Origin of the sequence: Kitasatospora sp. NPDC089913 (assembly GCF_044748625.1) — a bacterium.
Lineage (GTDB): Bacteria > Actinomycetota > Actinomycetes > Streptomycetales > Streptomycetaceae > Kitasatospora.
Map to the genome: position 1 here is coordinate 196,460 of NZ_JBIVGI010000001.1, position 18,830 is coordinate 215,289.

Annotated in this window: 17 protein-coding genes and 3 tRNA genes; 10 read left to right on the forward strand and 10 right to left on the reverse strand. The window is 74.1% G+C overall.

Translation table 11 applies throughout. The annotated features are described in order from the left end of the window. Positions 1-424 precede the first annotated feature (424 nt). The 3 genes from ACIPYS_RS00880 to ACIPYS_RS00890 form a co-directional block, all read right to left on the reverse strand. Positions 425-1,831: a glutamate decarboxylase gene (locus ACIPYS_RS00880; RefSeq protein ID WP_400741583.1), complete on the reverse strand. Its 1,407-nt coding sequence runs from the start codon at positions 1,829-1,831 to the stop codon at positions 425-427. Between the two features lie 205 nt (positions 1,832-2,036). Then, positions 2,037-3,470, reverse strand: coding sequence for an FGGY family carbohydrate kinase (locus ACIPYS_RS00885; RefSeq protein WP_093862146.1), 1,434 nt, complete (start codon positions 3,468-3,470; stop codon positions 2,037-2,039). Positions 3,471-3,650: 180 nt separating this feature from the next. After that, positions 3,651-3,944, reverse strand: a complete 294-nt coding sequence (locus ACIPYS_RS00890) for a hypothetical protein (RefSeq protein WP_037781098.1) — start codon at positions 3,942-3,944, stop codon at positions 3,651-3,653. 245 nt (positions 3,945-4,189) lie between these two features. On the opposite strand from ACIPYS_RS00890, the gene ACIPYS_RS00895 reads away from it, so the two are divergent. After that, positions 4,190-4,262: transfer RNA gene (locus tag ACIPYS_RS00895), tRNA-Asn, on the forward strand. Positions 4,263-4,322: 60 nt separating this feature from the next. Next, a tRNA-Asn gene (locus ACIPYS_RS00900) sits at positions 4,323-4,395 on the forward strand. A gap of 176 nt (positions 4,396-4,571) precedes the next feature. Here the strand turns inward: ACIPYS_RS00900 and ACIPYS_RS00905 are convergent. Continuing rightward, complete coding sequence (locus ACIPYS_RS00905; protein WP_231977787.1) at positions 4,572-5,318, reverse strand: serine protease; 747 nt, start codon at positions 5,316-5,318, stop codon at positions 4,572-4,574. Between the two features lie 286 nt (positions 5,319-5,604). Here ACIPYS_RS00905 and ACIPYS_RS00910 point away from each other — a divergent pair. The 6 genes from ACIPYS_RS00910 to ACIPYS_RS00935 all read left to right on the forward strand — a co-directional run bounded on the left by ACIPYS_RS00910 (position 5,605) and on the right by ACIPYS_RS00935 (position 10,619). Beyond that, positions 5,605-5,678 (forward strand) — tRNA-Ile (locus ACIPYS_RS00910). 303 nt (positions 5,679-5,981) lie between these two features. Continuing rightward, positions 5,982-6,884 (forward strand): ABC transporter ATP-binding protein, encoded by a 903-nt coding sequence (locus ACIPYS_RS00915; protein WP_093862148.1) that lies wholly within the window; start codon positions 5,982-5,984, stop codon positions 6,882-6,884. Between the two features lie 126 nt (positions 6,885-7,010). Then, positions 7,011-7,760: an ABC transporter permease gene (locus tag ACIPYS_RS00920; protein WP_197698620.1), complete on the forward strand. Its 750-nt coding sequence runs from the start codon at positions 7,011-7,013 to the stop codon at positions 7,758-7,760. Next, positions 7,757-9,040: a sensor histidine kinase gene (locus tag ACIPYS_RS00925; RefSeq protein WP_400742807.1), complete on the forward strand. Its 1,284-nt coding sequence runs from the start codon at positions 7,757-7,759 to the stop codon at positions 9,038-9,040. The genes ACIPYS_RS00920 and ACIPYS_RS00925 overlap by 4 nt, the downstream gene beginning before the upstream one ends. A gap of 4 nt (positions 9,041-9,044) precedes the next feature. Then, positions 9,045-9,707 carry a response regulator transcription factor gene (locus ACIPYS_RS00930; RefSeq protein ID WP_286158584.1) on the forward strand — a complete coding sequence of 221 codons (663 nt, stop codon included), beginning with the start codon at positions 9,045-9,047 and terminating at the stop codon, positions 9,705-9,707. Positions 9,708-9,716: 9 nt separating this feature from the next. Next, positions 9,717-10,619: a 1-aminocyclopropane-1-carboxylate deaminase/D-cysteine desulfhydrase gene (locus ACIPYS_RS00935; protein WP_400741591.1), complete on the forward strand. Its 903-nt coding sequence runs from the start codon at positions 9,717-9,719 to the stop codon at positions 10,617-10,619. A 133-nt stretch (positions 10,620-10,752) separates the two neighbouring features. Here ACIPYS_RS00935 and ACIPYS_RS00940 read toward each other — a convergent pair whose 3' ends face one another. After that, positions 10,753-12,351, reverse strand: coding sequence for an LCP family protein (locus ACIPYS_RS00940; protein WP_400741594.1), 1,599 nt, complete (start codon positions 12,349-12,351; stop codon positions 10,753-10,755). Between the two features lie 149 nt (positions 12,352-12,500). Further along, positions 12,501-12,974 carry a MarR family winged helix-turn-helix transcriptional regulator gene (locus tag ACIPYS_RS00945; protein WP_093862152.1) on the reverse strand — a complete coding sequence of 158 codons (474 nt, stop codon included), beginning with the start codon at positions 12,972-12,974 and terminating at the stop codon, positions 12,501-12,503. A gap of 81 nt (positions 12,975-13,055) precedes the next feature. Here ACIPYS_RS00945 and ACIPYS_RS00950 point away from each other — a divergent pair, with 81 nt between their 5' ends. Then, positions 13,056-14,099 carry an NADP-dependent oxidoreductase gene (locus ACIPYS_RS00950; RefSeq protein WP_400741597.1) on the forward strand — a complete coding sequence of 348 codons (1,044 nt, stop codon included), beginning with the start codon at positions 13,056-13,058 and terminating at the stop codon, positions 14,097-14,099. Between the two features lie 374 nt (positions 14,100-14,473). After that, on the forward strand, positions 14,474-14,968 hold the full coding sequence (locus ACIPYS_RS00955) for a DUF3145 domain-containing protein (RefSeq protein WP_093862154.1): 495 nt from the start codon (positions 14,474-14,476) through the stop codon (positions 14,966-14,968). 140 nt (positions 14,969-15,108) lie between these two features. Here the strand turns inward: ACIPYS_RS00955 and fabF are convergent, their stop codons facing one another. From fabF to ACIPYS_RS00975, 4 genes are all read right to left on the reverse strand, one after another. Beyond that, the gene (gene fabF / locus ACIPYS_RS00960) at positions 15,109-16,374 is read right to left on the reverse strand and encodes a beta-ketoacyl-ACP synthase II (RefSeq protein WP_045938512.1); all 1,266 of its coding nucleotides are present in this window, start codon (positions 16,372-16,374) and stop codon (positions 15,109-15,111) included. A gap of 143 nt (positions 16,375-16,517) precedes the next feature. Continuing rightward, a complete protein-coding gene (locus tag ACIPYS_RS00965; protein WP_030310143.1) occupies positions 16,518-16,760 on the reverse strand; it encodes an acyl carrier protein in 243 nt (80 codons plus the stop codon). A 79-nt stretch (positions 16,761-16,839) separates the two neighbouring features. Then, complete coding sequence (locus tag ACIPYS_RS00970; RefSeq protein WP_093862155.1) at positions 16,840-17,874, reverse strand: beta-ketoacyl-ACP synthase III; 1,035 nt, start codon at positions 17,872-17,874, stop codon at positions 16,840-16,842. Beyond that, positions 17,871-18,818, reverse strand: coding sequence for an ACP S-malonyltransferase (locus tag ACIPYS_RS00975; RefSeq protein ID WP_093862156.1), 948 nt, complete (start codon positions 18,816-18,818; stop codon positions 17,871-17,873). The genes ACIPYS_RS00970 and ACIPYS_RS00975 overlap by 4 nt, the downstream gene beginning before the upstream one ends. Positions 18,819-18,830 lie beyond the last annotated feature (12 nt).

Here is an 18,830-nt window from a genome sequence, read left to right on the forward strand (position 1 = left end):
CCAAGACCCAGGTCCTGGCTCTGAGACGGACGGAAGTGTCTCACAACACCGGGAGACGCTCGAACATTCATATGGCGGTCGGGCATTGTTCTTTCCGCCGGGACGGTCCGCCACCCCGGTCCCACTGCCCGGGTGCCGTCCCCTACGGCCCTGGTGCCGTCGTTCCCTGACCCCCACCGGTCCGAGACAGTCTCACGGGGGGATACTGCCCCGGACCGCAGGGAAGCACGGTGGGAAGGGCGTCTCCGACTCTCTCGAGCGGCCCTTCCCACCGTGCCCACGACCCCGAGCGCCCGCTTCCGGCGGTTCCCGCCGGTCCGCCCGCCCTTCCGCCGTCCCGTCGGCCCGTCCCACGGTCGGTCCCACCGGCCCGTCCGCCCGCCCCGCCGGGAGACGCCCGCCGGGGAAGCCTCCGCCGCGGGACTCAGTGGTGGAAGGCCGTCGTGGCGGGAATGCCGAGCTCCTTGAGCGGTACCGGCTGGCTGCGCAGCTCGGGCAGCAGCCGTTCCAGGTCCGCGAGCAGCAGGTCGGCGAGGTCGCGGGAGAACCCGTTGCGGCAGACCACCCGCAGGACCGCGAGGTCCTCCCGGTTCGCCGGGAAGGTGTACGCGGGCACCTGCCAGCCCCGCTCGCGCAGCCGCCGCGAAACGTCGAACACGTCGAACGGCACCTCGTCCGTGGTGGTGAACGCGAACACCGGCAGCTCGTCGCCCCGGGTGATCAGCCGGAAGCCGTCGAGGCGTTCGATCTCCCCGGCCAGGTATCCGGCCACCTCCCGGCAGACGCCCTGGACGGCCCGGAAGCCGGCCCGGCCCAGCCGCAGGAAGGTGTAGTACTGCGCGACCACCTCGGCCCCGGGCCGGGAGAAGTTCAGCGCGAAGGTCGGCATCTCGCCGCCCAGGTAGTTGACCCGGAACACCAGTTCCTCGGGCAGCGCCTCGTGGTCCCGCCAGAGCGCCCAGCCGACGCCGGGGTAGACCAGTCCGTACTTGTGGCCGGAGGTGTTGATGGAGGCGACCCGGGGCAGCCGGAAGTCCCAGGCCAGGTCCTCGTCCAGGAACGGCGCGACCATGGCGCCGGAGGCGCCGTCCACGTGCACCGGCACGTCCAGGCCGGTGCGCCGCTGGAGGTCGTCGAGCGCGGCGCAGATCGCCGCCACCGGCTCGTAGGAGCCGTCGAAGGTCGAGCCGAGCACGGCGACCACGCCGATGGTGTTCTCGTCGCAGAGCCCCACCGCCTGCTCGGGGCCGAGGTGGAAGCGCTCGCCGTCCATCGGCGCGGTGCGGGCCTCGACCTCCCAGAAGGTGCAGAACTTCTCCCAGCAGACCTGCACATTGACGCCCATCACCAGGTTGGGCCGGGCACCGGCGGCGTAGCGCTCGGCGTTGCGGGCCATCCAGCGGCGCTTGAGCGCGAGTCCGGCCAGCATGCAGGCCTCGCTGGAGCCGGTGGTGGAGCAGCCGACGGCGGCGTCCGGGTCCGGGGCGTTCCACAGGTGGGCGAGGATCGACACGCAGCGCCGCTCCAGTTCGGCGGTCTGCGGGTACTCGTCCTTGTCGATCATGTTCTTGTCGAGGCACTCGGTCATCAGCCGGGTGGCCTGGACCTCCATCGAGGTGGTGACGAAGGTCGCCAGGTTGAGCCGTGCGTTGCCGTCCAGCAGCAGCTCGTCGTGGATCAGCTGGTAGGCCGTGTCGGCCGGGACCGGGCCGTCGGAGAGCCGGTGCAGCGGGGGCGACAGCGCCATCCCGCCGAGCGGGTCGGCGGCGGTGCCGACGAACGGTCCGACGGTCAGCCGGCGGTCGTCACCGGCGCCCTTGTGCAGTGCCATCGCGAATCCGCCGCCCTTCCGTCCGGTGGCCGGGATCGCTCTCCACGCTGCCACCGGTCGCCGGGTGCCGCATCCGCTGCGGGGCGGGCCGTGAGGCCGGGACACCCCGCCCCGGTACCCCCGGCCCGGTACCCCCGGCCCGGTACCCCCGCCCCGGTACCCCCGGCCCGGTACCCCCGGCCCGGTACCCCCGGCCCCGGCGCTCTCAGCCGGCCGTCTCGGGGTGGATCTGCTCGCGCGCGGCCCGGTACTGCTGGCGGACGGCGGAACCGACCGCCGGGTCGTGGTCGGCGTCCGGGGCGACGGTGACGGCCCCCGGCAGCTCCCAGCGCGGCGGCTCGGGCGTCCCGGCCAGCGCCCAGGCCGCCTGCCGGGCCGCGCCGCGGGCCGCGTGCGCGCCCGGCGGCGGGACGACCACCGGGACGCCGAACAGCTGCGGCGCGACGTGCCGCACCGCCGCCAGCCGTCCGGCGGCGCCCAGCAGGAAGACCCGGTTCACCTCGACGCCGCGGGCGCGCAGCACGTCCAGGGCGTCCGCGCTGTTGCAGAGCATGCCCTCGACGGCGGCCCGGGCCAGGTGCTGCGGGGACATCGACTCGGCCCGCAGGCCGGTCAGGGTGCCGGCCGCGTGCGGCAGCGCGGGCGTCCGCTCGCCGTCCAGGTAGGGGAGCAGCACCAGCCCGTACGCGCCGGGGGAGGACTGCATCGCGAGGTCGCTGAGACCCTCCAGGTCGCGGCCGAGCAGGGCCGCGGTGGACCGCAGCACCTGGGCGGCGTTCAGGGTGGCGACCATCGGCAGGTGGCGGCCGGTGGCGTCGGCGAACGAGGAGACCAGCCCGGTGGCGTCCACCACGGCCTGCTCGTGCACCGCGAAGATCGTCCCGGAGCTGCCGAGCGAGACCACCGCGTCCCCGGGGCCGAGGCCGAGGCCGAGCGCGGCGGCCATGTTGTCCCCGGTGCCGGCCGAGATCAGCAGGCCCTCGGGGGTGTGGCCGGCGGGTTCGGCGGGGCCGAGCACGTCCGGCAGCTTCAGCTGGTGGCCCAGGGCCAGTTCGACCAGGTCCTGGCGGTACTCGGCGGTGATCGGGGACCAGTAGCCGGTGCCGGAGGCGTCGCCCCGGTCGGTGGTGCGGCGCCTGGGGTGGCCGAGCAGCTGCCAGACCAGCCAGTCGTGCGGGAGCAGCACCTCGGCGACCCGCCGGGCGTTGGCCGGCTCGAACTCGGCGAGCCAGCGCAGCTTGGCGACGGTGTACGTGGGGCCGGGGACGGCGCCGATCGCCGCGGTCCAGGCCGCGGGGCCGCCCAGCTCGTCCACCAGGGCCGCGGCGGCGCCGCCGGCGCGCGGATCGTGCCACAGGATCGCCGGCCGGACCAGCACGCCGCCGGCGTCCAGACCGATCATGCCGTGCTGCTGCGCGCTGACGCCGATCGCCCGGACGCCCTCCAGCAGGCCGCCGGCCGCCGCGTCGCCGAGGGAGTGCAGCCAGAGCTGCGGATCGGCCTCGCCGGGGCGGGTGTCCGGGTCCTCCGGTGCGGGGTGCTCGGCCTTGCCGGAACGCAGGACGGCGCCGGTTGCGGAGTCGCACGCGACGATCCTGGTGCGACCGGTGGAGCTGTCTATCCCCGCGACGATGGCCATAGTCGAGATCATGCCTCAGCGGGCGTCCGGACGCGGCCCGGCCGGGCAAGTTTTGCCCGTTCGGTACCGCGTCCGGACGCCCGCTCGCGGCCGGGCGCCACCGGGGTGCCGCCCGGCTCCCCGGACCCGCCCGCGGCACGGCGGTCGGGGCGGGTCCGGGGCGGGTGCCGGGCAGGACGGTCAGGGGCGGAAGGTGCCCCAGGCGTCGTCCTCGGCCTTCGGCCGGTTGAAGTACGGCACCCGGTCGGTGACCGCGTTGGGCAGCCGGTCGCCGACCTTGTCGGCCACGGCCCCGGCGGCCTTCCCGGCGACCGCGCCGGCCTGCTGGCGGGCCTTGTCCGTCGCGCCCTGGACCTTGGGGTTCTGGGCGACCTGCCGGGTGACCCTGGCGATCTGCTCGTACCGCTGGCGACCGGCCCGCGTGCCGAGTACGTAGCCCGCTGCGAGTCCGACGCCGAACGACAGCTTCCACATGGTCGGATTCCACCCTCTCCTGGCGGCCATTGCCGCGTTGCCCTACCCGTCTGTCGGGACGGTGAACCGTCGGTGACCCCAGCATCCACGGACGGGGCCCGGAGCGCGCGGGGAGCGCGCCCGGCGGACCGGCCGGTGGCGGCCGGGGAAAGCGATTGGCGGACCACCCCCCCGAGTGCGCTAATGTATGTCCCGCAGCGAGCGCCGAGGAGCCCGGGAGACCGGGGGCCGAAGCGGAAGCTCGATCCCCCATAGCTCAATTGGCAGAGCAGCCGACTGTTAATCGGCAGGTTATTGGTTCGAGTCCAATTGGGGGAGCCGAGGTGTTGGCCCTCCGGGTCCATCACCCGTACGTGGTACGGCTGTTGCGTACCGCGATCCCGCATAGCTCAATTGGCAGAGCAGCCGACTGTTAATCGGCAGGTTATTGGTTCGAGTCCAATTGCGGGAGCTGCGCCGGGTCCGCCCGGTGACTGCTCAGAGCGAAGGCCCCTCGGTAGACCGGGGGGCCTTCGTGTTGCCCGGGCCCGCCCGGGTCCCCCGCTCCGCCGGACTCCGGCTCCCCGCCGCGGCCCCGGTTCCCGGTTCCGGTGCCGGCCCCCGCGGGTCGGCCTTCGGCGGACCTGCTCAGGCGAGGGCCTGCTGGTACAGCTCGGAGACCCGCTCGTCGAAGGTGACGCTGTACGAGGTCTCCGGCGTCGCGCCGCCCTCCTGGTAGCCGCCGATCACCCCGATCACCCGGCCGTTGGTGGTCAGCCACGGGCTGCCGCTGGTGCCGTCGGTGTAGCCGCCGCAGTCGAACCGCTCCTGGGTCGGGCTCTGCGAGGCGGTCAGGCCCGAGCAGGTGATCGGCTCGTCCCGCTCGTTGGGGTAGCCGGTGACCGAGACGGCCAGGCCGAAGCCCTGGTCGGTGCCGAGCGGGTTGCCGCCGACGGCGTCCTCCACCTGGCGGCCGTTCACCGGCCGCACGGTGACGAACGCCACGTCGTACTCGGGATCGTCGTCGGTCTCCCAGTGCGGATCGACGGTGACCGACTCCACCGGCCAACTCCCGTAGGGTGAATACCCGTTGCGATAGCCGGGAGTGAACACCAGCCCGTCCAGCAGGCCGATCCGGCGGCTCTGCACGCAGTGCGCGGCGGTGACCAGCAGATTGCGCCGAGGGCTCCTCACCACGCTCGCCGTGCACGCCCTGGGGCCCTCCGGGGTGTGCACGGACAGGGTGCCGATCCGGTCCCAGGCGGGGTTCGGCGGCGCGACCGAGGCCGTCCGGCCCTCCTCGCCCCCGCCGCAGGCGATGGCGGCGGCCAGCAGCAGGGCCGACAGGGCGAGCGTCCTGGCCGCGCGCGCGGGTCGAACCGGGCGGGAGGGCATCGGTGCTCCGTCTGGTCCTCGGGGGCGGTCGCCGCCGGTCATGCGTCCGCCGTTCGAGAGCAAGATCTATCAGGCCGGGCCCGGCCGCGCCACTGCCGCCGCCCGACTCCCGACCCCCCGTCACCCGGCCCCGCCGGAGCGTCGACCGGGGTCGGCCGCCCCCGGTGCGCACCCGTGTGCGCCCCCGGCGCGCACCACGGGTGATCGACCGGCTATGCTGCCCGGGACGGCCTTTCGGGGCCGTCTGCTGCTGCCGCGACCGGCCTGCCGTCGCGCGCTGCGAACCGGGGCGGTAGCTCAGCCGGTTAGAGCAGGGGACTCATAATCCCTTGGTCGTGGGTTCGAGTCCCACCCGCCCCACCTCTCTCGCCCGCGCGAGCGGCCCCCGGCTGGGAAAACCCTAGGGGATCAAGCCCGCCCGCACGCCACGACGCGCCGGAATTCACCCGCTCGTGGGCATCGCCCGGCCGTCCCGCCACCCCCTCCGTCCGAGGCGTGGTTCCCGGACGCCCTTCCCCGGTCCACCGATCGGTTGATCCCCCCTCCACCGCGCCCGCCCGCCGCCGGGACCGTTCGGTCGATCCGCCGGCGGGGCCCCGCGCGGGAGGCTCGGAGCAGGCCGGGAACACGGCCGGCCGAGCGGAACGAGGGGGGAGCGGCACCATGGCCGTGATCGAGGTGGCGGGGCTGAGCAAGGCGTACGGGCGGAGGCAGGTGCTGGAGGAGGTCTCGTTCCGGGTGGAGCGGGGCGAGGTGTTCGGCCTGATCGGACCCAACGGCGCGGGCAAGACCACCGCCGTGGAGTGCTGCGAGGGCCTGCGCCGGGCCGACGCCGGAACGGTCCGGGTCCTCGGCCTGGACCCGGTCCGGGACGCCCGCCGGCTGCGGCCCCGGATCGGCGTCCAGCTCCAGCAGGCCCAGCTGCAGGGGGCGCTGCGGGTCGGTGAGGCGCTGGAGCTGTACGCCGGGCTCTACCCGGCCCCCCGGGACCCGCGGGAGCTGCTGGACGAGTGGGGGCTCGCCGACCGGAGCCGGACCCCCTTCGACAAGCTCTCCGGCGGCGAGCGCCAGCGGCTGTTCGTCGCGCTCGCGCTGATCGGCGACCCCGAGGTGGTGTTCCTGGACGAGCTGACCACCGCGCTCGACCCGCAGGGCCGCCGCGACACCTGGGAGCTGGTCCGCCGGATCCGCGACAACGGCGTGACGGTGGTGCTGGTCTCGCACTTCATGGACGAGGTCGAGGCGCTGTGCGACCGTGCCGCGGTGCTCGACGGCGGGCGGATCGTCGCCGCCGGCACCCCCGCCGAGCTGGTCGCCCGTTCCGGGGCCGGCGGCACGCTCGGCTTCCGTCCCTCCGTGCCGCTGGACCCGGCCCGGCTGGCGGCCCTGCCCGGGGTGACCTCGGTGGAGGAGCGGGGCGGCCGGATCGAGGTCACCGGCACCGGGGACTTCGCCGACCGGGTCACCGGGCTGCTGGCCCGCGAGGGGATCGTCGTCACCGGTCTGCGGATCCGCGAGCACGGCCTGGACGAGGCCTACCTGGCGCTCACCCGGCACGAGTCCTGACCGTACGAGGCCCGCGCCCGACGGCGCCCGCGCCCGACGGCGTCCGACGGCGTCCGACGGCGTCCGCGCCGCACCGCTCCCGGGCCGGGAGCCGCCACCACCACCGCACCCGATGGGACCACCACCGTGAACCGCACCGCCCACGCCGTCCGCAGCCTGGCCGTCGCCGAGACCCGGCTGTTCCTGCGCGACCCGATGACCGCCTTCTTCACCCTGCTCTTCCCGGTCGCCCTGTTCGGCGTCCTGGGTTCCGTCCCGGCCCTGCGCAAGGCCTCGCCGGGCGCACACGGCCTGAGCACGGTCCAGCTGTACGCGCCGATCCTGGCCGTCCTGGCGCTGATGATGCTCGGCCTCAACGGCCTGCCCTCGCTGCTGGCCACCTACCGCGAGCGCGGCGTGCTGCGCCGGATGTCGGCGAGCCCGGTGCGCCCGGCGCTGCTGTTCGGGGCGCTGCTGCCGCTGTACCTGGGCATCGCCACCGTGTCGATGCTGCTGGTGACGGCGCTCGCACCGGTGCTCGGGGTGGGGCTGCCGCGGCGGCCGGCGGCCTTCGCGCTGGCCTTCCTGCTCGCCGCCGCCGCGATGCTCTCGGTCGGCCTGCTGCTCGCCGCGGTCGTCCCGTCCGCGAAGGCCGGCAACGCGGTCGGCGCGCTGGCGCTCTTCCCGATGATGTTCTTCTCCGGACTCTGGCTGCCCCGCGAGTTCGCGCCCGCGGTGCTGAACCGGATCGGCGACCTCACCCCCGGCGGGGCCGCCGCGCAGGCCCTGCAGGACTCCTGGGACGGCCGCTTCCCGCACGTCGTGTCCCTGCTCACACTCGCCGCGTACGCCCTGCTCGCCGGTGCCGCGGCTGCCAGGCTGTTCCGGTGGGAATGATCAAGGCCGACCCGGCGGGCGGGGGTGCGCTCGGGGCCTGGCAGCGGCGGCTGGACCGCGCTGCCGGGCTGCTCGGTTACGTCGGGCTGCTGATCGCCACCGGGCTCGTGCTGCTGGTGCCGGTGCCGACCGCGCGGTCCGTCCGGGTCACCCTGCCGGCCGCGGCGCTCGCCCTGCTCTGGCTGCTGCTGCGCTCGGCGCTGGACCGCCGCACCCGGCCCGACGGCGGGGCGCGGTTCGCCGTCGCCCACTTCCTCGGACTGCTCGCGGTGACCACCGTCCTGGTGCTGGACAACCCGCTCTACGGCTTCTTCGCCTTCAGCTGCTACCTGCACGCCGCCCAGTACCTGCGGGGTCCGGCCAGGGTGCTGGGCACGGTGGTGGCGGCCGTCCCCACCGCGCTCGCCCAGAGCGGCGGGGCGCTGCCGACGAGTCCGGGGCGGGCCGGCGGCTTCCTGGCCGTCCTCGCCTTCAACCTGGTGGTGGTCGGGGTGCTGCTCGCGCTGAGCGAGGTCGCCGACCGGCTGGGCCGCCAGCGCGAACGGGCCAACGCCGAACTCGCCGAGGCCAACCGGCGGCTGTCCGGGATGCTCGCCGAGAACGCCGGACTGCACGCCCAACTGCTGGTCCAGGCCCGCGAGGCCGGGGCCGCCGACGAGCGCCGCCGGTTCGCCCAGGAGATGCACGACACCGTGGCCCAGGGCCTGGCCGGCATCGTCACCCAGCTCCAGGCCGCCGAGCAGGTCCGGGAGCGCAGCGCGGCGGACGCCGACCGGCACCTGGCCAACGCCGTCGGCATCGCCCGGGAGAGCCTCACCCAGGCCCGCCGGGCCGTGCACGCGCTGCGCCCGCTGGAGCTCGAACGGGCCGCGCTGCCGGAGGCCGTCGCCGAGCTGGTCGAGCAGTGGCGCGGGCGCAACAGCGCCGCCGCCTCGCTGACCGTCACCGGGGACGCCCGCCCGCTGCATCCCGAGGTCGAGGTGACGCTGCTGCGGATCGCCCAGGAGTCGCTGGCCAACGCCGGCCGGTACGCCCGGGCCTCGCGGGTCGGGCTGACCCTCTCGTACATGCCGGGGCTGGTCACCCTGGACGTCCGGGACGACGGCGTCGGCTTCGACCCGAGGGCCGAGCCGGCCTCCCGGGCCACCGGCGGCGGCTACGGGCTGGACGTGATGCGCCGCCGGGTCGCACGACTGGCCGGACGGCTGGACCTGGAGACCGAACCGGGCGCCGGGACGACGGTGTCGGCGACCCTGCCGGCGATCAGTGCGGAGGAGTAGGACCGTGGACGACGCGACGACGATCAGGGTGCTGCTGGTGGACGACCACCCGGTGGTCCGGGACGGGCTGCGCGGCATGTTCGCCGCCGCCCCCGGCTTCGAGGTGGTCGGCGAGGCCGGGGACGGCGCCGAGGCACTGGTGCTGGTCGCCGCGCTGCGGCCGGACGTGGTGCTGATGGACCTGCGGATGCCGCGGATGGACGGTGTCACGGCGATCCGCGAGCTGGCCGAGCGCGGCCTGCCCGGCCGGGTCCTGGTGCTCACCACCTACGACACCGACGCCGACGTGCTCCCCGCCGTCCGGGCCGGCGCCACCGGCTACCTGCTGAAGGACGCCGCCAGGGAGGACCTCTTCCACGCCGTCAGGGAGGCCGCCCGCGGTGCCTCGGTGATCGCGCCCACCGTCGCCGCCAAGCTGCTCGGCCAGGTCCGGGAGCCGGTCCGGGAGCCGGCGCGGGAGCCGCTGAGCCCGCGCGAACTGGAGGTGCTGGAGCTGGTCGCCGCCGGATCCACCAACCGGGAGGCGGCGGCCCGGCTGTTCGTCAGCGAGGCCACCGTGAAGACCCATCTGATCCACGTCTACGCCAAGCTCGGCGTCAAGGACCGCGCCTCGGCCGTCGCCGCCGGCTTCAACCTGGGCCTGCTCACCCCCACCGGTCGCCCGTAAGCTGGCCGGATGCTCGAACCCGCGCTGCTGCCGACCCCGCTGGCGGACTGCACCGACGAGACGCTCGCCCGGGCCGGGGTGGAGCTGCGGCTCAAGCGGGACGACCTGGCACACCCGCTGGTGCCGGGGAACAAGTGGCGCAAGCTCGCGCCGAACCTGGCGGCCGCCGTCGAGGGGGGCCACCGCCGGCTGGTGACCTTCGGCGGGGCGTACTCCACCCATCTGCGGGCGGTCGCGGTGGCGGCCGCGGTGCTCGGGCTGGAGAGCGTCGGGCTGGTCCGCGGCGAGGAGCTGGCCGGCCGGCCGCGCAACTGGTCGCTGCGGGCCGCGGAGGCGGCCGGGATGGAGCTGGTGTTCCTGACCCGGGCCGAGTACCGGGAGGCCGCCGGCCGGGCCGGGGAGGGGCCGGGGTGGCGCTGGGGCCCGGGTCTGGTGCTGCCGGAGGGCGGCTCCAACGGCCTCGCGGTCACCGGCGCGGCGGAGATCGTCGCGGAGCTCGACGACCTGGGCGGGCGCGACGTGGTCTGCTGCCCGGTCGGCACCGGCGGCACGCTGGCGGGGATCGCGGCCGGGCTGCCGCCGGGGGCGCGGGCGCTGGGCGTGGCGGTGCTGCGCGGCGGCGAGGGGTACCTGGAGGCCGAGGTGACCCGGCTGCACCGGGAGGCGTACGGGCGGGAGTTCGACGGCTGGCGGATCGACCACGGCCACCACGGCGGCGGGTACGGCCGGGTGCCGGCCGAGCTGGAGGAGTTCGCGGCCGGCTTCGAGCGGCGGCACGGGATCGCCCTGGAGCGCCGTTACGTGGCCAAGCTGCTGGCCGCCGTGCACGACCTGGCCGGGGCCGGCGCCTTCCCGCCCGGCACCCGGCTGACGGCCGTGGTCACCGGGCTGCCCGACCCGGTCGGGCCGTGACGGCGGCCGGGCCGGGCCCGGCGCAGCGGTGAGGGGCGGGCGGGAAGGCCGGTCCTGGCTCCGGTCCCGGCCTTCCCGCCCCCGGCCTCGTCCCCCTGGCCTCGTCGCCCCGGCCTCGTCCCCGGTGCCGGCCTCAGCCGAAGGTGAGGTTGGCGCAGGGGTCGGCGTCGGCGCTGCGGCTGTTCTCGGCGATGGCGCTGGGCACGCCGGTGGGCAGCGGTCCGGTGGCGGCCGGCGGTGCGGTGGGAGCGCCGGTGGGGGTGTCGGTGGCGGCGGCGATCCCCACGGCGGCGGCCTTGCCGCCGGGCACCGGCCGGTAGGCCGGAGCGGTGGCGGTCGCGGTGGCGGCCGGGCGGTAATCGCGTCCGAGGGTGACCGTGACGCCCTCGGAGCCCGGTTCCACGGTCGTCCTGGCACCGGGGAAGAGCGTGGCGAGCTGGTCGGCGACGGCCTTGAAGGGCGGGTCGTAGGCGATCTCGGTGCGCAGCCGGCCGCCGGTGGTGGCGCCCAGCGAGACGTTGGTGAAGCCCTGGGCGCGGATCGCGGCGGAGCCCGCGCCGGCGAGTCCGTCGGTGCCGACGCCGTTGACCACCGTGATCGTGGTGGCGAGCTGCTCGGGGCTCAGCGGGGTGGCGGCCGGCGCGGGGGTCGCGGCGCCGTCGGTGGCGGCGGCCGAGGGGGCGGCGGTGTCGGCCTCCGGGAGCAGGCCGGTGCTCTGGCCGTCCAGGGTGCGGTCCTCGCGGAGCAGTCGCCACAGGGTGTCCACGTCGGGGCGGACCAGGTCGACCCGGCCCTTCTGCACGACCGAGAACCGCCAGGGGGTGGTGACGAAGGTGATGTCCGACAGCTTGATCTGCTGCAGCGACTGCGCGAAGTCGACCAGCTTCATCGCGGTGCCGAGGCCCTCGTCGACGGTCAGCGAGCGGGTGGCGGCGTCGGCGAGCGGGAGCAGGGTCGGCAGTGAGAAGCCCTGGGACTGGATCTTGCGGATCATCGAGGAGAGGAAGGCCTGCTGGCGCTTCATCCGGCCGATGTCGGAGTTGTCGCCGAAGCCGTAGCGGGCGCGGAGGTAGTCGACGGCCGGCTGGCCGGCGATCTTCTGCAGGCCCTTGCGGAGCTTGATGTTGTGCGAGTTGACGTCGTTCGGGACGCAGACCTCGACACCGTTGATGGCGTCGGTCATCGCGGCGACGCCCTTGAAGTCGACCACGATGGTGTGGTCGATCCGCAGCCCGGTGAGCGCCTCGACGGTGTTCTGGGTGCAGGCCGGGTTCCCCTTGGGGGACTCGCCGACGGTGAAGGCCTCGTTGAACATCTGGTTGGTCCGCGGCTTCGTCCAGTCGCCGCTGGGCAGCCGGCAGGACGGGACGGTGACCAGGGCGTCGCGGGGTATGGAGACGCCGACGGCGTGCTTCCGGTCGGCGTAGACGTGCAGCAGGATCGCGGTGTCCGAGTGGCCCACCCCCACGTCGCCGCCGCCGAGGTCGTCGTTCCCGTCGTTGCGGGTGTCCGAGCCGAGCAGCAGGACGTTGACCGGGACCGAGGCCCCGGGGGCGGTGGGTACCGGCGCGGGCGGGCGCTCGGTGGCGACGCCGTCGGCGTCGAAGGTGCTGATGTTGGTGTCCAGCCGGTGGTAGAACCAGGCCCCGGCTCCGGCCACCGTCAGTACCAGGACGGCCGCGAGTCCTATGACGGTCCGTACGACACGCCGACGGCGCGAGCTGCCGCTCATCCTTCCCGTCCCCCCGTTTTCCGTTCTGGGATCCCACCCGGCCGCCGGTCGGCGGGCGGGTGCCTCGTCTTCGAACGTTAGACGTTTCGGGGGAGTGTTCGGTTACCTCCGACCGGCGGACAAAACGGGGGCCCGAGCTGTGATGCTCCTCACGTGCCGGTGGTGGTGGCGCCGGTGAGCATCCGGCGGAGCAGGTCGCGCAGCTGCGTCCGCTCCTCGGGGCCGAGCGCGGCGAGCGGCTCGCGGGCGAAGTTCAGCGACTCGCGGAGCTCCTCGGAGGCGCCCGCTCCGGTCTCGGTGGCGGCGACCAGCTTGACCCGGCGGTCCTGGAGGTCGGGCTGGCGGGTGACGAAGCCGCGGGTCTCCAGCCGGTCCACGATGCCGGTGATGTTGGAGGGCTCGCAGCTGAGCGTCTGGGCGATCTGGCGCATGGGCATCGGGCCGCGCCGCAGCAGTGCGAGGACCTTGGCCTGCGCCCCGGTGAGCGAGCGGGCGGCGGCGGCCTCCTCGTACTCGCGATGGAAGAGCGCGACCACGTTGGCCATGAGATCGACGACCTCGCGGGTGATCTCGTCGGCCTGCGGTGCGGTTTCCCGGCTGTGCTGGGTGTCCATGGTTCCCATCATACCTGAACAGTTGACAACATGAACCTTTCATGCCCATTGTTACTTCACCGACTCAACCTTTTATGTGGGGAGATCATCATGGCCGCCGAGCCCACCGCCGCTCCGGAAGCCCCCGCCACCGCCCGTGAGTGGCACCTCGCCGCCCGCCCCGAGGGCTGGCCCGTCCCGGCCGACTTCGCCCTGGTCGAGGCGCCGGTCCGGACCCCGGGTCCGGGCGAGATCCTGGTCCGCAACACGGACCTCTCGGTCGACCCCTACATGCGCGGCCGGATGAACGACGCCAAGTCCTACATCCCGCCGTTCAAGCTCGGCGCGGCCATGGACGGCGGCGCCGTCGGTTACGTCGTGGCCTCGGAGGCCGAGGGCTTCGCCCCGGGCGACGCGGTGCTGCACGGGCTCGGCTGGCGCGAGTACGCCACCCTGCCGGCCAAGCACGCGGTCAAGGTGCCGGAGATCGAGGGCGTCCCGCTCTCCGCCTACCTCGGCGTGCTCGGCATGCCCGGCCTGACCGCCTACGCGGGCCTGCTCGCGGTCGGTGCCCTCAAGGAGGGCGACCGGGTCTTCGTGTCCGGCGCGGCCGGCGCGGTCGGTTCGATCGTCGGCCAGATCGCGAAGCTCAAGGGCGCCTCGCTGGTGGTCGGTTCGGCCGGCTCGGCGGAGAAGGTCGACCGGCTGACCGGGGAGTTCGGCTTCGACGCCGCCTTCAACTACAAGGACGGCCCGGTCGGCGAGCAGCTCGCCAAGGTCGCCCCCGAGGGCATCGACCTCTACTTCGACAACGTCGGCGGGGAGCACCTGGAGGCCGCCATCAACGCCCTGGGCGTGCACGGCCGGGCCGTGCTGTGCGGTGCGATCGCCCACTACAACGACACCGCCGCCGCCCCCGGCCCGCGCAACCTGATGCAGGTCATCGGCAAGCGGCTGCGTCTGGAGGGCATCCTGGTCGGCGACCACGACGCGCTCCGCCCGCAGTTCGTCGCCGAGGTGGGCGGCTGGCTCCAGGAGGGGAAGCTGCGCTCCGAGGAGACCGTGGTGGACGGCTTCGAGAACGCCGCCCAGGCCTTCCTGGACATGCTGCGCGGTGCCAACACCGGCAAGATGGTGGTCCGGCTGAAGGGCTGACGCCTCCTCGGGTTCCGCTCCCGTCCGGTTCCGCCCCCGCCTCGTACCGGCTGTCGCCGGTGCGAGGCGGTTTGCGTACCCGGCGGAGGGGATCAGGCCGCACTACCGCATTCCGGCCGGATCCGAAAGTGCGTCAGCACCGCTGCGGGGAGGCGCGGTACGGTGGTTCCGCCTGGCGATGGGGCCGTTCGGGGGAGAGATCCCACCGGGGGGTGGACCTCGTTGCGGATTCGACTAGCATTGAGCGAAAGCCTGTCCGTTTTGCTCAATTTAGTGGCTTAATGTCGGCTAACGTGGGTAACTGTGGATCAACTACGGGCACGAACGCGAGGCAGCTGGGGAAGGCGACCCTCGTCCACAGCCTGGAGGTCCCGGTGACGACACGTGGAGTCCTGTACGTCCACTCCGCGCCCCGCGCGCTGTGCCCGCACGTCGAGTGGGCCGTCGCGGGGGTGCTCGGTGTGCGGGTGAGCCTGGACTGGATCCGCCAGCCGGCCGCGCCCGGACACTGGCGCGCCGAGCTCTCCTGGCAGGGCGAGCCCGGCACGGCCTCGAAGCTCGCCTCCGCACTGCGCGGGTGGCAGCTGCTGCGGTACGAGGTCACCAGCGAGCCCTGTGCCACGGCCGAGGGCGAGCGCTACAGCAGCACGCCCTCGCTCGGCATCTTCCACGCCGTCACCGGCATCCACGGTGACATCCTCATCCCCGAGGACCGGCTGCGGGCCGTCCTGCTGCGCGCCCGCAGCGAGGGGGCGGACCTCGAGGCCGAGATCGCCATGCTGCTCGGCAAGCCCTGGGACGACGAACTGGAGCCCTTCCGCTACGCCGGCGAGGGCGCCCCGGTGCGCTGGCTGCACCAGGTGGTCTGACCCGCCGCGGGACGACGAGGAGGAGGGGCCGGCGCTCGTACTGAGCGCCGGCCCCTCCTCCTCGTCGGACGCGGGTCCGGGTGCGGGTCCTGTTCCGGGCGCGGGACCCTGGTGCTGGGCCCGGGTGCGGACCGCCCGGGTCAGCGGGAGCGGAAGGCCAGCACCACGTTGTGGCCGCCGAAGCCGAACGAGTTGTTCAGCGCCGCGATCCGGCCCTCGGGCAGCGGGCGGGCCTCGCCGCGGACGATGTCCGCGTCCACGTCGTCGTCCAGCTCGTCGACGTTGATGGTCGGCGGGGCGAGGCGGTGGTAGAGCGCCTGCACGGTGGCGACGGTCTCGATGCCGCCGGCGCCGCCCAGCAGGTGACCGGTCATCGACTTGGTCGCCGAGATCGCGATGTGGTCGAGCTCCTCGCCGAGCTCCTTGCGGAGCGCCTTCAGCTCGGCGGTGTCACCCTGCGGGGTCGAGGTGGCGTGGGCGTTGACGTGCACGATCTCGGCCTTGTCGAGCTGGTTGCGCTCGAACAGGTCGGCCAGCGCGCGGGCCACGCCGGCACCGGTCGGCTCGGGCTGGGCGATGTGGTGGGCGTCCGAGGACAGACCCTGGCCCACCGCCTCGCAGTAGATGCGGGCGCCGCGGGCCTCGGCGTGCTCCACGGACTCCAGCACGACCACGCCGGCGCCCTCGCCGAGGACGAAGCCGTCCCGGCCCTTGTCGTACGGGCGGGAGGCGCGCTCGGGGTCGTCGTTGTTCTTGGACATCGCCATCATGTTGGCGAACGCGGCGATCGGCAGCGGGTGGATCGCCGCCTCGGTGCCGCCGGCCACCACGACGTCGGCGCGGCCGTTGCGGATCATCTCGATCGCGTAGCCGATCGCCTCGGCGCCGGAGGCGCAGGCGGAGACGGGGGTGTGCACACCCGCGCGGGCGCCGACCTCCAGACCGACGTTGGCCGCCGGGGAGTTGGGCATCAGCATCGGGACGGTGTGCGGGGAGACCTTGCGGGCGCCCTTCTCCTTCAGCACGTCGTACTGGTCGAGCAGGGTGGTGACGCCACCGATGCCGGAGGCGATCACGGCGCCCAGGCGCTCCGGGGCCAGCTTGGAGGACTCGTCGGTGGCCGGGGTCTCGAAACCGGCGTCGGCCCAGGCCTCGCGGGCGGCGATCAGCGCGAACTGCGCCGAGCGGTCCAGCTTGCGGGCCAGCGGACGGGGGAGGATCTCGCCCGGCTCGACGGCGGTGCGCGCGGCGATCCGGACGGGCAGCTCGGCGGCCCACTCCTCGGTCAGGACAGCCACCCCGGAGCGCCCGGCGAGCAGGTTCTCCCAGGTGGTGGCGGCGTCGCCGCCCAGCGGCGTGAAGGCGCCGATACCCGTGACGACCACGGTACGGTTTTCAACGGTCACTGGATCTTCTTCTCTCACGTTCGTGCGGGGGGTCGGCGGCGGGCCGAAGGTGGGCCCGGCCGGGCGCCCGGTGGGCGTCCCGGCCGGCGGGTCGGCCGACCCGGTGGAGTCGGCCGATCTCAGGCATCGACGGAGTCGACGGCTCAGGCGTTGGTGAGGATGTAGTTCACCGCGTCGCCGACGGTCTTCAGGTTCTTGACCTCGTCGTCCGGGATCTTGACGTCGAAGCGCTCCTCGGCGGCCACGACGACCTCGACCATGGACAGCGAGTCGACGTCCAGGTCGTCGGTGAAGGACTTGTCGAGCTCGACGTCCTCGGTCGGGATGCCGGCGATCTCGTTGACGATCTCGGCGAGACCTTCCAGAACCTCGTCCTTGGTAGCCATACTGGCTGCTCCTCTTCGGTGTTGAATGCGGCCGCCCGGCGGACGGACGCAGGTTTGTGGTGGATCGGGCGGAAAACGCCTAGGGGAGCGTAACGACCGCCGCGGCGTACACGAGACCCGCCCCGAACCCGATGATCAGAGCGAGGTCCCCGCTGCGGGCCTCGCCGCTCTCCAGCATGCGCTCCATCGCGAGCGGGATGGACGCCGCCGAGGTGTTGCCGGTCTCCGCGATGTCGCGGGCGACCGGCACCGACTCGGGCAGCTTGAGGGCCTTGATCATGGCATCGGTGATCCGCATGTTGGCCTGGTGCGGGATGAACGCGCCGAGCTGGTCGGCGGTGATCCCGGCGGCGTCCAGTGCCTGCTGGGCCACCTTCGCCATCTCCCAGACCGCCCAGCGGAAGACCGTCTGACCCTCCATCCGCAGGGCCGGCCACCTGGTCTCCGCGCCGGCGCCGTTGATGGCGTCCTCCTTGGCGAAGGCGGTGTCCCAGGCCTCGGTCTGCGAGATGACGTCCTTCTGCGAGCCGTCCGAGCCCCAGACGACCTTGCCGATGCCGGGAGTGTCGGACGGGCCGACGATCGCGGCGCCGGCGCCGTCGCCGAAGATGAACGCGGTCGAGCGGTCCGAGGTGTCGGTCAGGTCGCTGAGCCGCTCCACGCCGATCACCAGGACGTACTCGGCGCTGCCGCCGCGCACCATGCCGTCGGCCAGGCCCAGGCCGTAGCCGAAGCCGGCGCAGGCGGCCGAGATGTCGAAGGCCGGGGCGGTGCCGCAGCCGAGCCGCTCGGCGATCTCGGTGGCGACGGCCGGGGTCTGCTTGAGGTGCGAGACGGTCGCGACGATCACGCCGCCGATCCGCGCCGGGTCGATCCCGGCCTGGGCGATCGCCTTGCCGGCGGCCTGCACCGACATCTCGGCGACGGACTCCTCCGGACCGGCCCAGCGGCGCTCGGCGATCCCGCTGCGGGTGCGGATCCACTCGTCCGAGGACTCGATCCAGGTCAGCACCTCGGCGTTCGGGATCACCCGGACCGGCCGGTAGCCGCCCACACCGTGGATGCGCGAGTACTGCGCACCGGTGACGGGGCGGATCTGGGGGGTGTTGCTCATGCCTGCTCCTGCTCCTGACCGCCGTGCTCCGCGACCAGGGCGCGTGCCTTGTCCAGGTCGGCGGGGGTCTTGAGGGCAAGCGTCGCCACACCCTTGAGGTTGCGCTTGACCAGTCCGGTGAGGGTGCCCGCCGGGGCGAGCTCGATGACGGCGGTCGCACCCAGCCGCTGGATCGTCTCCATGCAGAGGTCCCAGCGGACCGGGTTGGACACCTGCGACACCAGGCGGCTCAGCACCTCGGCACCGGAGGCGACCACCTGGCCGTCCTGGTTGGAGACGTAGGCGACCTCGGGGTCGGCGACCGTCAGGGTCGGGGCGAGCTTGGCCAGCCGCTCGACGCCGGGGGCCATGTGGGAGGTGTGGAAGGCACCGGCCACCTTCAGCGCGACCAGCCGGGAGCCGGCCGGCGGGTCCTCGCGCAGCGCGTCCAGCTGCGGCAGCGTACCGGCCGCGACGATCTGGCCGCCGCCGTTGTTGTTGGCCGCGGTCAGGCCGTGCTCGGCCAGCTTGGCCGCGACCTCCTCGGCGTCGCCGCCGAGCAGGGCGACCATGCCGGTCTCGGTGGCGGCGGCGGCCTCGGCCATGGCCAGGCTGCGCTCGCGGACGAAGGTGAGGGCGTCGTGGGCGCTCAGCACCCCGGCGCCGGCGGCGGCGGTGATCTCGCCGACGCTGTGGCCGGCGACGGCGCCGACCAGCCCGCGGGCGGCCTTCTCGTCCGGGAACAGCGCGCGGGCGGTCACCAGGCCGGCGGCGACCAGCAGCGGCTGCGCGACGGCGGTGTCCTTGATCTCCTCGGCGTCCGCCTCGGTGCCCGCGCGCACGAGGTCGAGCCCGGCGACCTCCGACCAACCGCGGAGGCGGTCGGCGACGCCGTCGAGCTCCAGCCAGGGGCTGAGGAAACCGGGGGTCTGGGCACCCTGTCCAGGGGCGACGATTACGAGCACGGTTCAACCCTC